At 35.2% G+C, this 13,421-nt stretch carries 10 protein-coding genes; 9 read left to right on the top strand and 1 reads right to left on the bottom strand.

What is annotated here, in order from left to right; genetic code table 11:
* The first annotated feature begins 56 nt into the window (after window positions 1-56).
* The 8 genes from AC4FRF_RS10365 (at window position 57) to AC4FRF_RS10330 (ending at window position 11,203) form a co-directional block, all read left to right on the top strand.
* A complete protein-coding gene (locus AC4FRF_RS10365; protein ID WP_491159437.1) occupies window positions 57-2,147 on the top strand; it encodes a ferredoxin-like domain-containing protein in 2,091 nt (696 codons plus the stop codon).
* Between the two features lie 10 nt (window positions 2,148-2,157).
* Complete coding sequence (locus AC4FRF_RS10360; protein ID WP_491159435.1) at window positions 2,158-2,784, top strand: precorrin-2 dehydrogenase/sirohydrochlorin ferrochelatase family protein; 627 nt, start codon at window positions 2,158-2,160, stop codon at window positions 2,782-2,784.
* A gap of 176 nt (window positions 2,785-2,960) precedes the next feature.
* Window positions 2,961-4,013, top strand: coding sequence for an NAD(P)/FAD-dependent oxidoreductase (locus AC4FRF_RS10355; protein WP_408081810.1), 1,053 nt, complete (start codon window positions 2,961-2,963; stop codon window positions 4,011-4,013).
* Between the two features lie 435 nt (window positions 4,014-4,448).
* Window positions 4,449-5,450 (top strand): homocysteine S-methyltransferase family protein, encoded by a 1,002-nt coding sequence (locus AC4FRF_RS10350; RefSeq protein ID WP_491159434.1) that lies wholly within the window; start codon window positions 4,449-4,451, stop codon window positions 5,448-5,450.
* A gap of 467 nt (window positions 5,451-5,917) precedes the next feature.
* The gene (metH, locus tag AC4FRF_RS10345; protein WP_491159433.1) at window positions 5,918-8,599 is read left to right on the top strand and encodes a methionine synthase; all 2,682 of its coding nucleotides are present in this window, start codon (window positions 5,918-5,920) and stop codon (window positions 8,597-8,599) included.
* 93 nt (window positions 8,600-8,692) lie between these two features.
* On the top strand, window positions 8,693-9,049 hold the full coding sequence (locus AC4FRF_RS10340) for a four helix bundle protein (RefSeq protein WP_491159432.1): 357 nt from the start codon (window positions 8,693-8,695) through the stop codon (window positions 9,047-9,049).
* Window positions 9,050-9,120: 71 nt separating this feature from the next.
* Window positions 9,121-10,074 (top strand): methylenetetrahydrofolate reductase [NAD(P)H], encoded by a 954-nt coding sequence (gene metF, locus AC4FRF_RS10335; RefSeq protein ID WP_491159431.1) that lies wholly within the window; start codon window positions 9,121-9,123, stop codon window positions 10,072-10,074.
* Between the two features lie 160 nt (window positions 10,075-10,234).
* The gene (locus AC4FRF_RS10330) at window positions 10,235-11,203 is read left to right on the top strand and encodes a tetratricopeptide repeat protein (RefSeq protein WP_491159430.1); all 969 of its coding nucleotides are present in this window, start codon (window positions 10,235-10,237) and stop codon (window positions 11,201-11,203) included.
* Between the two features lie 63 nt (window positions 11,204-11,266).
* On the opposite strand, the gene gldA is transcribed toward AC4FRF_RS10330, so the two are convergent.
* Window positions 11,267-12,163: a gliding motility-associated ABC transporter ATP-binding subunit GldA gene (gene gldA, locus AC4FRF_RS10325; protein ID WP_491159429.1), complete on the bottom strand. Its 897-nt coding sequence runs from the start codon at window positions 12,161-12,163 to the stop codon at window positions 11,267-11,269.
* A gap of 127 nt (window positions 12,164-12,290) precedes the next feature.
* On the opposite strand from gldA, the gene AC4FRF_RS10320 reads away from it, so the two are divergent.
* Window positions 12,291-13,214 carry a M28 family metallopeptidase gene (locus AC4FRF_RS10320; RefSeq protein ID WP_491159428.1) on the top strand — a complete coding sequence of 308 codons (924 nt, stop codon included), beginning with the start codon at window positions 12,291-12,293 and terminating at the stop codon, window positions 13,212-13,214.
* Window positions 13,215-13,421 lie beyond the last annotated feature (207 nt).

Here is a 13,421-nt window from a genome sequence, read left to right as displayed (position 1 = left end):
TTGATAGTAATACTAGCAACAACCACCAACCACCAACCATAAACTAAAAATAAGAAATGGAAAGTTTTAGAACAGAAATAGAAAATCCGATTGTCCAACAAGAGATTATCGATTTAGAGAAAAAAATTCACGCATTCCGTGGCGGAAAAATTGATGACGAGCGTTTTCGTAGTCTTCGTTTAGCTCGTGGTATTTACGGGCAACGTCAGGAAGGGGTGCAAATGATTCGTATTAAATTGCCTTACGGAAAAGTGACTAGCGAGCAATTAAGAAGAATTACGGATGTTTCAGAAAAATATTCTACAGGTCGTTTACACATAACTACGCGTCAAGATATTCAAATTCACTATGTAAGTTTGGACAGAACTCCTGAACTTTGGGCAGATTTGGCTAAAGACGATATTACATTAAGAGAAGCTTGCGGAAACACCGTTCGTAATATTACAGGAAGTGAATTAGCAGGTGTGGATGTGGATGAACCATTTGATGTAACACCTTATGCTCACGGGTTGTTTCAATATTTATTGCGTAACCCTATCTGTCAGGAAATGGGACGTAAATTTAAAATTTCGTTCTCATCTTCTGAGAAGGATACGGCTTTGAGTTATTTACACGATTTAGGATTTATTCCTAGAATTGTAGATGGACAAAAAGGATTCAAAATCATGTTAGGTGGTGGTTTAGGTTCACAGCCTTCTCACGCCGAATTGCTTTCTGAATTTGTGCCTGTAAACCAAATTATTCCAACTGCGGAAGGTGTAATTCGTATTTTTGACCGTTATGGAGAAAGAGCAAAACGTTTAAAAGCACGTTTGAAATTCTTAATTAAAGACCTAGGTCGTGATGAATTCTTGCGTTTGGTTGAAGAAGAGAAAAAAGCGTTACCATTTCATTCTTATGAAATAGATACTGCAGCTTTTGAAGGACCTATTACGGAACCTGTATTAGAAGTGCCAACAGTTACTATTGAAGATGTAGCTGCTTTTGAAGCTTGGAAAAAATCAAATGTTATTGCTCAAAAACAAGCCGGATATGTTGCTATTGGCGTAAAAGTGCTTTTAGGAGATTTTTATATTGACAAAGCAAGATTATTAGCTGATTTGATCAAAAACTACGGAGCTAATGAATTGCGTTTCTCATTACGTCAAAACATTGTAATCCGTAATATTAAAGAGGAAAACTTACCGTTCTTCTATCAGGAATTAGCCAAATTAGATATGGTTAATTTAGGATACAACACAATTGGTGATATCACAGCTTGTCCTGGAACTGATACTTGTAATTTAGGGATTGCAAGTAGTACTGGTATTGCTGATGAATTAGAAAGAGTGTTGAAAACAGAATACTCACAATATCTTAATAACACCGAAATTGCTATTAAAATTAGTGGTTGTATGAATGCTTGTGGACAACACAACATGGCTGAAATTGGTTTCCAGGGAATGTCTATCAATGCAGGGAAACTAGTAGCACCAGCTTTACAAGTATTATTAGGTGGTGGAAATTTAACAAACGGAAACGGTCGTTTTGCCGATAAGGTAATCAAAATTCCTAGCCGTCGTGGACCGGAAGCTTTGCGTTTAATCTTAAATGATTTTGAAGCAAATGCTAATGGAGCGAAGTTCCTGGATTATTATGATGCTAAAGGTGAAAAGTATTTCTACGAATTCTTAAAACCATTAGCAGATGTTACTAATCTTACCGAAGAAGATTTTGTGGATTGGGGTAATGCAGATAACTACGTAAAAGCAGTTGGTGTTGGAGAATGTGCCGGTGTAGTGATCGACTTAGTAGCTACTTTATTATTTGAAGCTAAAGAAAAAATCGATTCTGCTAATGCAGCCTTGAGTGAAAATAAATGGTCAGATGCTATTTACTTAGCTTATGCCGGATTTGTAAATGGAGCTAAAGCATTATTGTTAGCTGAAAAACAAAAAACAAATACACACGCTGGAATCGTTGATTCATTTGACACTGTTTTTGTTGATGCAAATAAAATTGAATTGGGATCTTCTTTCAAAGATTTAGTGTACCAAATCAATAAAAATGAACCGACAGAGGCTTTCGCAAAACAATACATTCAGGAAGCGATTACGTTTTTTGAAAAATTAGAAGCATACAGAGCAGCAGATTTAGCAAAAGCATAATCAAAATATCATGAGCAAGAAAGATGCAACAGAGAGTGGTTTACAATCAGCAGCACAAGAGCGTAATGAATTGTATCCAGTTTTTTTAAAATTACACAACCTTAGCGTACTTATTGTTGGTGGAGGGAATGTAGGTTTAGAAAAACTATCTTTCTTGCTTAAGTCTAGTCCTAATGCAAATGTCGAAGTGGTTGCTCCCCGTTTTTTACCTGAATTAGTAAGTCTTGCTGAAGCACATCCTACAGTGAAGTTGACCAAAAAAAGATTCAAGAAAAAAATGTTGAAAAAGCGAAACATGGTTATTGCTTGTACGGATGATTTAAAGGTTAATAAACGAGTGTACAACTTATCGCGAAAAAGATATTTGATTTGCAATATCGCTGATACACCAGATTTATGTGATTATTATTTAGGCGGAATTGTAACCAAAGGCAATGTGAAAATTGCTATTTCTACCAATGGAAAGTCACCTACAACAGCAAAACGCTTGAGAGAGTTTTTTGAGGAAGTGATTCCGGAGGATATTAATAAAATGGTGCAAAACTTAAATGAGTATCGCAAAACTTTAAAAGGAGATTTTGAAGATAAGGTTCAAAAAATGAACGAAATCACTGCTTCATTAAAGAATAAAGAATAAGTTTTTTGAGAATAAAATAAAGAAAAAAGAACAAAGAGTTTATAAATGACATTTGTCATTAAAAAGATTGTAAAGCTTTCGTTTTTTTGAATAAAGAATTAGTAAGAGTAAGTATAACACAAGCAACTTCATTCAGTCTCTTTTAAAAGGGGCGGTGGAGAATAATAAGTAGAAAAATGATTGAAACAGATATCCTTATAATAGGAGCCGGTCCAACTGGTTTATTTGCCGTTTTTGAAGCAGGATTGTTAAAATTAAAATGCCACATCTTAGATGCATTGCCACAACCAGGTGGGCAATTGGCTGAATTGTATCCTAAAAAACCAATCTATGATATCCCGGGTTTTCCAGAAGTATTAGCTGGAGATTTAGTGGATAATTTGATGGAACAAATCAAGCAGTTTGAACCAGGTTTTACTTTGGGAGAACGCGCTGAAACAATCGAAAAGCAAGAAGACGGTACTTTTATCGTGACTTCTAATGAAGGAACAGAATTTCACGCCAAAGTAATTGCCATTGCAGGAGGTTTAGGAAGTTTTGAACCAAGAAAACCATTGATTGATGGAATCAATTTTTACGAAGATAAAGGAGTAAAATACTTTATTAAAAACCCAGAAGAATTTAGAAACAAACGTGTAGTTATCGCCGGAGGAGGAGATTCTGCTTTAGACTGGAGTATTTTCTTAGCTGATGTAGCTTCAGAGGTGACTTTGGTTCACCGTCGTAATGAATTCCGTGGTGCTTTAGATTCTGTTGAAAAAGTACAGGAATTAAAAGATGCTGGAAAAATCCGTATGATCACTCCTGCTGAGGTAGTGGGAATCAACGGAGCGGAACACGTAGAATCTATCGATTTAGATGAAAACGGAGCACACCGTAAAATTGATTGCGATTATTTTATTCCACTTTTCGGATTAACACCTAAATTAGGCCCTATTGGAAATTGGGGATTAGAAATCGAGAAAAACGCGATTAAAGTAAACAATGCTTTGGATTACCAAACTAATATTCCTGGAATCTTCGCTATCGGAGATATCAATACGTACCCAGGGAAATTAAAGTTAATCCTTTGTGGTTTCCACGAAGCTACTTTAATGTGTCAGGCGGCCTACCAAATCATTAACCCAGGAAAACGTTATGTGTTGAAATACACAACTGTATCAGGAGTTGATGGATTTGACGGAACTCGTAAAGAAGCACCTAAAGCAGTCGTAAAAGCGATTAACTAAAATAAAGTTACTAAGATACTGAGGTTCTGAGTTGCTAAGTTTTTTAGTAATTCAGAACCTTTTTAGTTTCTAAATGACTTAGAATCTTAGAGTCTAAGCAACTAAGTGAACTGAAAAAAAACACTTGCAAGTGGTAAGGCTATTGCTTTACTTTGCAGTTCGAAATTTTTAAAATAGTTTAGGAGCGAAATATTAGGATTTATCAGTAAAAATGAATTCCTGCTGTCCGCTACTATCTTTTTATTTTGTCATACTGAGCCTGTCGAAGTACAAAATAAAAAGGATAATCGCTTCCATCAGGGCTAGAGAGCTACAATTGTTTTTGTCAGGAAGCATTTCTCCTGCAAGGTTTAAAAAACTTTGTAGGTATAAATAAAAAAAAACACTTACCTACAAGGTCAAAGAAAGATCTTGCAGGAAAATAAAAGATAAGTTATGCCAAGCATTCAGGAAGAAATCAAAAAAAGAATACTCGTTTTAGACGGAGCCATGGGAACCATGTTGCAGCGTTATAATTTTTCGGAAGAAGATTTTAGAGGCGAACGCTTCAAAGATTTTCCGCATTCCCTAAAAGGAAACAACGATTTATTATCGCTTACACAACCTAAAGCTATTGCTGAGGTGCATGCTGCTTATTTTGAAGCAGGAGCCGATATTGTGGAAACCAATACGTTCTCAGGCACAACAATCGGTATGGCCGATTATCACATGGAAGACTTGGTGTATGAGTTGAACTACGAGTCGGCAAAAATTGCCCGACAAGTAGCGGATGAATTTACCGCCAAAAATCCAGACAAACCTCGTTTTGTAGCGGGTTCAATCGGACCAACAAACCGTACGGCAAGTATGTCTCCAGATGTGAATGATCCTGGATACAGAGCGGTAACTTTTGATGATTTGCGTATTGCTTACAAACAGCAGGTAGAGGCGCTGATGGATGGAGGAAGTGATTTATTATTGGTTGAAACCATTTTTGATACACTAAATGCAAAAGCTGCTCTTTTTGCTATTGAAGAAGTAAAAGAAGAAAGAGGAATTGATATTCCAATCATGGTTTCAGGAACCATTACCGATGCTTCGGGGAGAACACTTTCAGGACAAACAGTAGAGGCATTCTTGATTTCGGTTTCACATATTCCGTTGTTGAGTGTTGGTTTCAATTGCGCTTTGGGTGCCGATTTGTTAAAACCTTATTTGCAAACCCTGTCTTCGCATACTTCTTTTAATGTTTCAGCACATCCTAATGCCGGATTGCCAAATGCCTTTGGAGAATATGACGAAACACCAGAGCAGATGCAGGCTTTTATTAAAGAATATTTAGAAGATAATTTGGTAAATATCATTGGTGGTTGTTGTGGTACCACACCGGATCATATCCGTTTGATTGCAGAAGCTGCAAGTGAGTATAAGCCGAGGGTTTCGACTGCGAGTTTGTAGTGGTTATTTTAAAAAAAATGAGTAATGACTGATAATTATTGATGTAATCAATGAAATTTTTTAAATGGAAAAAGATATTTTTTCAATGTATCCAATTTTAAAATTCGTAATTGGATTTTTTTCTATTCTGTTAGGAGTTTGGATTTGTAAAAAAAATAAGTTTTATAAGTATGATACAGATGATATGCTTTTTCCAGCTACATTAAAAATGTTTATGTCAGGGTTATTGTTGATTTTAATTGGGATTTGTGCATTTGTTAGTTATTTCTTCGGTGTTTTTTGAATTGGTTTAGTCTAATAAAATATGGATTTGCAACCCCGATAGCGCGGATTTGCAATCCGTGCCCGCACAGAGAATAAAATAAAGATTTAGTTTTGTTATTCTGAGAAATAACAAAATGAGAATACAGATAATGAGATTGCTTCGTTCCTCGCAATGCTTGGACGAATAAAAATAAAATAAAAAAATGGCAGAAGCAGAAGCAAGAAAAAATTTAGTTTTATCGGGATTAGAGCCGTTGATTATTACGCCGGACAGTGTTTTTGTAAACGTGGGGGAGCGTACTAATGTAACAGGTTCTCGTAAATTTCTTCGTTTGATAAAAGAAGAGAAATACGATGAAGCCTTAGATATCGCCAGACAGCAGGTAGAAGGTGGAGCGCAAATCATCGATATCAATATGGATGAGGGAATGCTTGATGGTGAATATGCGATGGTGAAATTCCTGAATTTAATTGCTGCCGAACCGGATATTGCCCGTGTGCCTATTATGATTGACAGCTCTAAATGGCATATTATTGAAGCGGGGTTGAAAGTAGCACAAGGAAAATGTGTGGTAAATTCCATTTCGCTGAAAGAAGGCGAAGAACAATTTATTCATCATGCTAAATTGATTAAACGTTACGGAGCTGCTGCGATTATCATGGCTTTTGACGAAGTAGGTCAGGCGGATAATTACGACCGTAGAGTAGAGATTTGCCAACGTTCTTATGATATTTTGGTAAACAAAGTTGGTTTTCCGCCTGAAGATATTATTTTCGATTTGAATATATTTCCGGTGGCAACAGGAATGGAAGAACACCGTTTGAATGCCTTGGATTTCTTTAGAGGAACGAAGTGGGTTCGCGAGAATTTACCGCACGCGCACATTAGTGGAGGTGTGAGTAATGTGTCTTTTTCTTTTAGAGGAAACGATGTAGTTCGTGAAGCCATGCACTCGGTTTTCCTGTACCATGCCATTCAAAACGGAATGACAATGGGAATTGTTAATCCGGAAATGTTGACCATTTATGATGATATTCCAAAAGACTTATTAGAACATGTTGAAGATGTAATTTTAGACAGACGCGATGATGCTACGGAACGTTTGTTGGATTTTGCTGAGAATGTAAAAGGAGGTCCCAAAACCAATGAAAAGGAAGTGCAGGAATGGCGTTTTGGAACTGTTCAGGAAAGAATCACCCACTCTTTAGTAAAAGGTATTGATACTTTTATTGAAGAAGATGTAGAAGAAGCACGACTAGCGGCAGCCAAACCAATTGAGGTTATCGAAATCAATTTGATGGCAGGTATGAATGTGGTTGGAGATTTGTTTGGTTCCGGAAAAATGTTTTTGCCGCAGGTGGTAAAATCGGCACGTGTCATGAAAAAAGCGGTGGCCTATTTACTGCCATTTATTGAAGCGGCCAAACAAGTGGGAGACAAAGAAGGGAATGGAAAAATATTAATGGCAACCGTAAAAGGGGACGTACATGATATTGGGAAAAACATTGTTTCGGTGGTATTGGCTTGTAATAATTACGAAATTATTGACCTTGGTGTCATGGTAGCTCCGGAAAAAATTATTGCTGCTGCATTAGAACATGAAGTAGATATTATCGGTTTGAGTGGTTTGATTACGCCTTCGCTGGACGAAATGGTATTTCTTGCCAAAGAATTGGATAGAAGAGACATGAAAATACCGGTAATGATTGGTGGAGCAACCACTTCGCGTGCGCATACTGCTGTGAAAATTGCACCACAATACAAAGCAACCGTTATTCACGTAAACGATGCGTCGAGAGCGGTAACCGTTGCAGGAAATTTATTAGATCATAATAAAGAAACTTATACGGCTGGAATTCGTGAAGAATACGATGCGTTTAGAGAGCAGTTTTTGAATCGTTCGAGAGATAAAAATTTCCTGAGTATAGAAGACGCCCGTAAAAATAAATTACAGTTGGATTGGGCAAACTATACGCCAAAAAAACCAAATTTCATTGGAACTAAAAGTTTCGAGGTAGATTTGGATGTGTTAGTACCTTATATTGACTGGACACCGTTTTTTAGAACTTGGGAATTGTTCGGGAAATATCCGGCAATCTTAACGGATGAAGTAGTGGGGGAACAAGCTTCTTCAGTTTTTGCTGATGCAAAAGCCATGTTAGAAGTGATTTTGAAAGAGAAAAAATTCGTTGCCAAAGGTATTTACGGGATATATCCGGCAAACCAAGTAAATGATGATGATATTCAATTGTATGATGAAAACGGAAAAGAGTTAGAAAAATTCCTGACTTTGCGTCAGCAAGCACAAAAAACTAAAGGAGCGCCAAATATCGCTTTGGCCGATTTTATTGCGCCAAAAGACAATGGAGTAACCGATTATATGGGCGCTTTTTGTGTAACAACAGGTTTTGGAGTTGACGAATGGGCTGATGAATACCGTGATAATCTGGATGATTACAATTCGATTATGGTCAAAGCTTTAGGAGATCGTCTGGCGGAGGCATTTGCGGAATATTTACACGAGCAAATCCGTAAAGAAATTTGGGGTTATGCACCGGAAGAGTCTTTAACAACGGAAGCCATGATTGAAGAAGTGTATGCAGGAATTCGTCCGGCACCGGGATATCCGGCTTGTCCGGATCACTTAGAGAAACCAACCATTTGGAAATTGTTAAAAGTAGAAGAAGAAATTGGTGTAACTTTGACCGAAAGTATGGCTATGTGGCCGGCAGCTTCGGTCTCTGGGTATTATTTTGCTAATCCTGAAAGCAGGTATTTCGGATTGGGGAAAATCAAAGAAGATCAGGTGATTGATTACGCAAAACGCAGAAGTATTTCAACAGACAAAGCCACGAGATGGTTGAGTCCTAATATAGCGGATTAGATTCTGGTTGATGGTTGATAGTTGTCGGATTTTCCAATCGACATCAAGTTTTTCCAATCAACCAACAACCAATCACCATCAACTAAATAAAAAATGGAGTACAATAAATTAGAGGTTTGGATGGAAGCTAGAAAACTAGTTAATTTGTTGTATGATTCATCTAAATTATTTCCAAAAGAAGAGTTATTTGGTTTGACAAATCAAATGAGAAGAGCTGCAATTTCAATACCTTCAAATATTGCTGAAGGTTGTGGACGTCAAACATCTAAGGATACATTACACTTTTTGCATATTTCAAGAGGATCATTATATGAATTAGAAACTCAATATTATTTAGCATTGGATCAGAAATATATTGACGAAAATAATTTTAATATTGCTTTTGAACAGATTCAGAGTTGTAAAAAATTATTAAACGGATTTATAAATTATTATAAAAGTAAGATTTAGGGTAGAGGAATATAGTTAGATACAGGTTTAATCCCATTAACTATCAACCATCAACCATCAACTATAAAATAATGAAAGTAACACAACATTTAGAAGCAGCAAAAGGTAAACCTTTGTTTTCCTTTGAAATTGTACCGCCTCAAAAAGGAAGTAATATTAAAGATTTATATGCTAATATAGATCCGTTAATGGAGTTTAAACCGCCTTTTATTGATGTAACGACTTCGAGAGAAGAATATGTATACATTGAAAAAGATGGACTTTTTGACCGTCGTATTACACGTATGCGTCCGGGAACAGTAGGAATTTGTGCTTCTATCCAACATAAATATGGTGTTGATGCCATTCCTCACGTTTTATGTGGTGGATTTACAAGGGAAGAGACTGAATATTTATTGGTAGATTGTCATTATTTAGGTATTGATAATTTAGTGGCGTTGAGAGGTGACCCAATGAAAGGGGAGAAGTATTTTGAACCAACTGTGGGAGGAAATCATTTTGCGGTAGATTTAGTAAAACAAATTAAAGCAATGAATGCGGGTAAATTTTTGCATGGTGAATTGCCTATTGCTAATGCACCTGATTTTTGTGTAGGTGTAGCAGGTTATCCTGAAAAGCATATAGAGGCTCCAAGTTTAGAAGCCGATTTGAAAAAGCTTAAAGAAAAAGTAGATGCTGGTGCTGATTATATAGTAACGCAGATGTTTTTTGACAACCAGCGTTATTTCAGGTTTGTTGAAGCGGCTCGTGCCATAGGGATTACAGTGCCTATCATTCCGGGAATTAAACCAGTTGCGGTAAAACGTCATTTGCAATTGTTGCCACAGGTTTTTTGGCTGGATATGCCTGAAAGTTTAATTAGCGAAATTGAAAATGCTAAAGACAATGCTGCTGTTCGTCAAATAGGTGTTGAGTTTGCTATTCAGCAATCAAAAGAATTAATTGAATTTGGGGTTCCTTGTGTGCATTATTATTCAATGGGGAAATCAGATAATATTCATCAAATTGCAAGCAAAGTTTTTTAGACTTGTTTTTTTGCGTTCTTAATATAAACCCGATACTTTTAAAAAAAAAGCTATCGGGTTTTTTTATTTTTAAGTATGTCTTTTTGTTCAGAAAAAATTTATACTTTAGTAATTTATTGTAAGAGTTGTTTTAAGTTGTAATTGTTTAAAAAAAGGTGTAATGAGAGGAAAAATATTGTTGTTAATTGTTTTAGGAATCAGTTTTCAAGGTGTTTCGCAAGATAAAAATCAGAAAAAGGCAGAAGGTTTATTAAAAGAATTGGCTGAAAACGCATGTAAATGTGTAGACTCAGTTAGTACTTATGATAGATCAAATGAAGAAGTTGCTAAAGATGTTAGCTCTTGTATTAATAATCAGGCTGGAGCTTATCAAATAGGAATTCAATTATTACAACTTGATGGCGATTTGTCTGGAAAGAAAAAAGAAGCTTCAAAAAAGATTGATGTTTCTCTTACTATGGATGAAAATTCTAAAGAATATAAAGAAGCTTATTATCAATTAGAACGTTATATGGCTGAGAATTGTTCTTCTCTTAAAGAAAAAATGGCGAGTAACGATAAGCAATTATCAAAATCATTTTCAAAAAATAAAAAAGCACTCGATTATTATTATAAAGGAATAGACGAAGCTACAAAAGGCAATGATACTGATGCGGTGGAGCTTTATAAAAAGGCACTAAGTGAAGATGCTGAGTTTGCTTTTGCTTGGGATAATTTAGGTTTATCCTATAGAAAACTTAACAATTTTGATAAAGCAATTGAATCCTATGAAAGATCATTAGCCTTAGATCCAAACGGGAAAATGCCTCTGCAAAATTTAGCTATCGTATACATTTATAAAAAAGAATATGAAAAAGGATTAAAAGCCTATGAAAGATTATCTGAAGTAGATAACGGTAATCCAGAAGTTTTTTATGGGATAGGTACAATATATGCAATGAATCTGCAGGATTTTGAAAAAGGCTTGGATAATATGTGTAAAGCTTATGTTATTTATTCGGAACAAAAGTCACCGTATCGAACCGATGCTGAAAAAGTGATTAGTTATATTTTTTCGGAGATGAAAAAGCAAAACAAAACAGATAGGTTCAATGAGATTTTGAAAGCAAACAATATTAATCAGAATTAGTAAAACAAAAAAAAGCATCGTTTTTATAAAAGGCGATGCTTTTTTATTTGTAACACTGATTACTTATTTGGTAATTTCTCTAAATAAGGCTTCTAGATTTTTGTTCTTTTGATTCAATTGTAATGTTTTTAAGCCGTTGTCATGTGCAAAGTCAAAAACAGCGGGACGCATGTCTTTGTCAGATACAAAAGTAAGTTCCCATAAAAAGTCGTGTGTGTTTTTGTATGATTTTAAATGTGGAATTCTGGCAATGGCCTGTTCTTCGATTTGGTAGTCAAATTCAACTTCAATTATTTGTTCTTTATCAGCCGAAATTAAATGGTCTAGTTTTTTGTCAGTAACAATTTTTCCTTTGTTAATGATAATTACGCGGTCGCAAATGGCTTCTACTTCTTGCATAATATGAGTAGAAAGGAAAACTGTTTTGTCTTTTCCTGCATTCTTAATTACGCTACGAATTTCTAATAACTGATTTGGGTCTAATCCAGTTGTAGGTTCGTCCAGAATTAATACATCAGGATTATGCAATAAAGCATTGGCTAATCCTACACGTTGGCGATAGCCTTTAGAAAGTTGGCCAATTTTTTTGTGTGCTTCCTGATTTAATCCTGTTAAGGTAATAACTTCATCAATTCTGTTTTTGGAAACTTTGTAAACATCTGCATTGAAAGCTAAATATTCTTTTACGTATAAATCCAAATATAGCGGATTGTGCTCAGGCAAATAACCAATGGAAAGTTGAACTGCTTTTGAGTTGGTACTTACATCTTCATTATTAATTAAAGCCGTTCCTTCATCGGCAGCAAGATAGGTCGTCAATATTTTCATCAAGGTTGATTTTCCAGCTCCATTAGGGCCTAGGAAACCTACAATTTCTCCTTTTTTTATAGCAAATGAAATGTTGTCCAATGCCTTTTGATTGCCATAACTTTTGGAAATGTTTTTTACTTCTATTGACATACTCTTTTTTGTTTGTTTGCAAAAGTAAACAGAAATTTGTTTGAATTATTATTTTAAGAATTTTAAAAATGTATTGTTTGGATTCCTATATTTGAATGTTGTCAATAATCACTTCTTAAATTTACATATGAAAAAAACTAGTATTTTATTAGGGCTCTTTTTAGGGTGTGTTTCTCAAGCGCAAATTCAGCCAACGATTGATAAAAATGATGTTGTTAGAATTGAAACAAAATTAGCAGCAGATGAAATGGAAGGGAGAGCAATTTTTACTCCTGGTATAGAAAAAGCATCTGTCTTTATTAAAGATGAGTTTAAAAATATAGGACTTTCTTTTTATGGAGATTTGCAGAATTATCGACAAGAGTTTAATGTAAAAGGTAAAAAAGCAAATAATGTCATTGGAGTGCTTTTAGGTCGAACCAAACCGGAAGAATATGTTGTTTTTTCAGCACACTATGATCATTTGGGACTCAATGCAGACGGAGAGGATAAAGTGTATAATGGAGCTAATGATGATGCTTCCGGAACTACTGCAGTAATTGCTTTGGCAAAATATTTTAAAGAGAATAAAATTAATGACAGGACTATCGTTTTTGTCGCCTTTACCGGAGAAGAAGTGGGTGGTTTTGGTTCCAAAGAATTTTCAAAAAGTATTGATCCCAAGAAGGTTGTGGCTATGTTTAATATCGAAATGATAGGTACAGAAAGTAAATGGGGGAGGAATTCGGCTTATATAACAGGTTTTGAGAAATCTAATTTTGGGACCATTTTGCAGCATAACTTAAAAAATTCTGATTTTAAATTTTATCCTGACCCTTATCCAAGTCAAAATTTATTTTATCGTTCAGATAATGCTCGATTAGCAGCTATGGGGCTTCCTGCTCATACCATTTCCACTTCAAAGATGGATGTGGAGCCTAATTACCATCAGCTGTCTGATGAGATTAATACATTGGATTTAGACAATATGACCGAAATAATAAAAGCGATTGCAATCAGCTCGAAAACAATTATTAACGGAATTGATACGCCTTCGAGGGTCGTTAGATGATTTTTTTACACAAAAAATCAAAATATTTTTTGTGTAATTGGAAATATGTTATATATTTGCCAGCGTTAAAAATAATAATTCGAAGAGAATAATATTTAATAAGATGTCAAATAACCGTTTCTATTTTAGCAATACTTTTTATTTCTTTAGCGAGAGATAAGGATTGTGCTATGGTAATTTGAAAATTTAGAAAACAAATAAAACTAA

The sequence above is a fragment of the Flavobacterium sp. ST-158 genome (assembly GCF_058309975.1).
The sequence above is the reverse complement of the archived record's forward strand: the minus strand, read 5'-3'. Positions and strand labels throughout refer to the sequence as shown.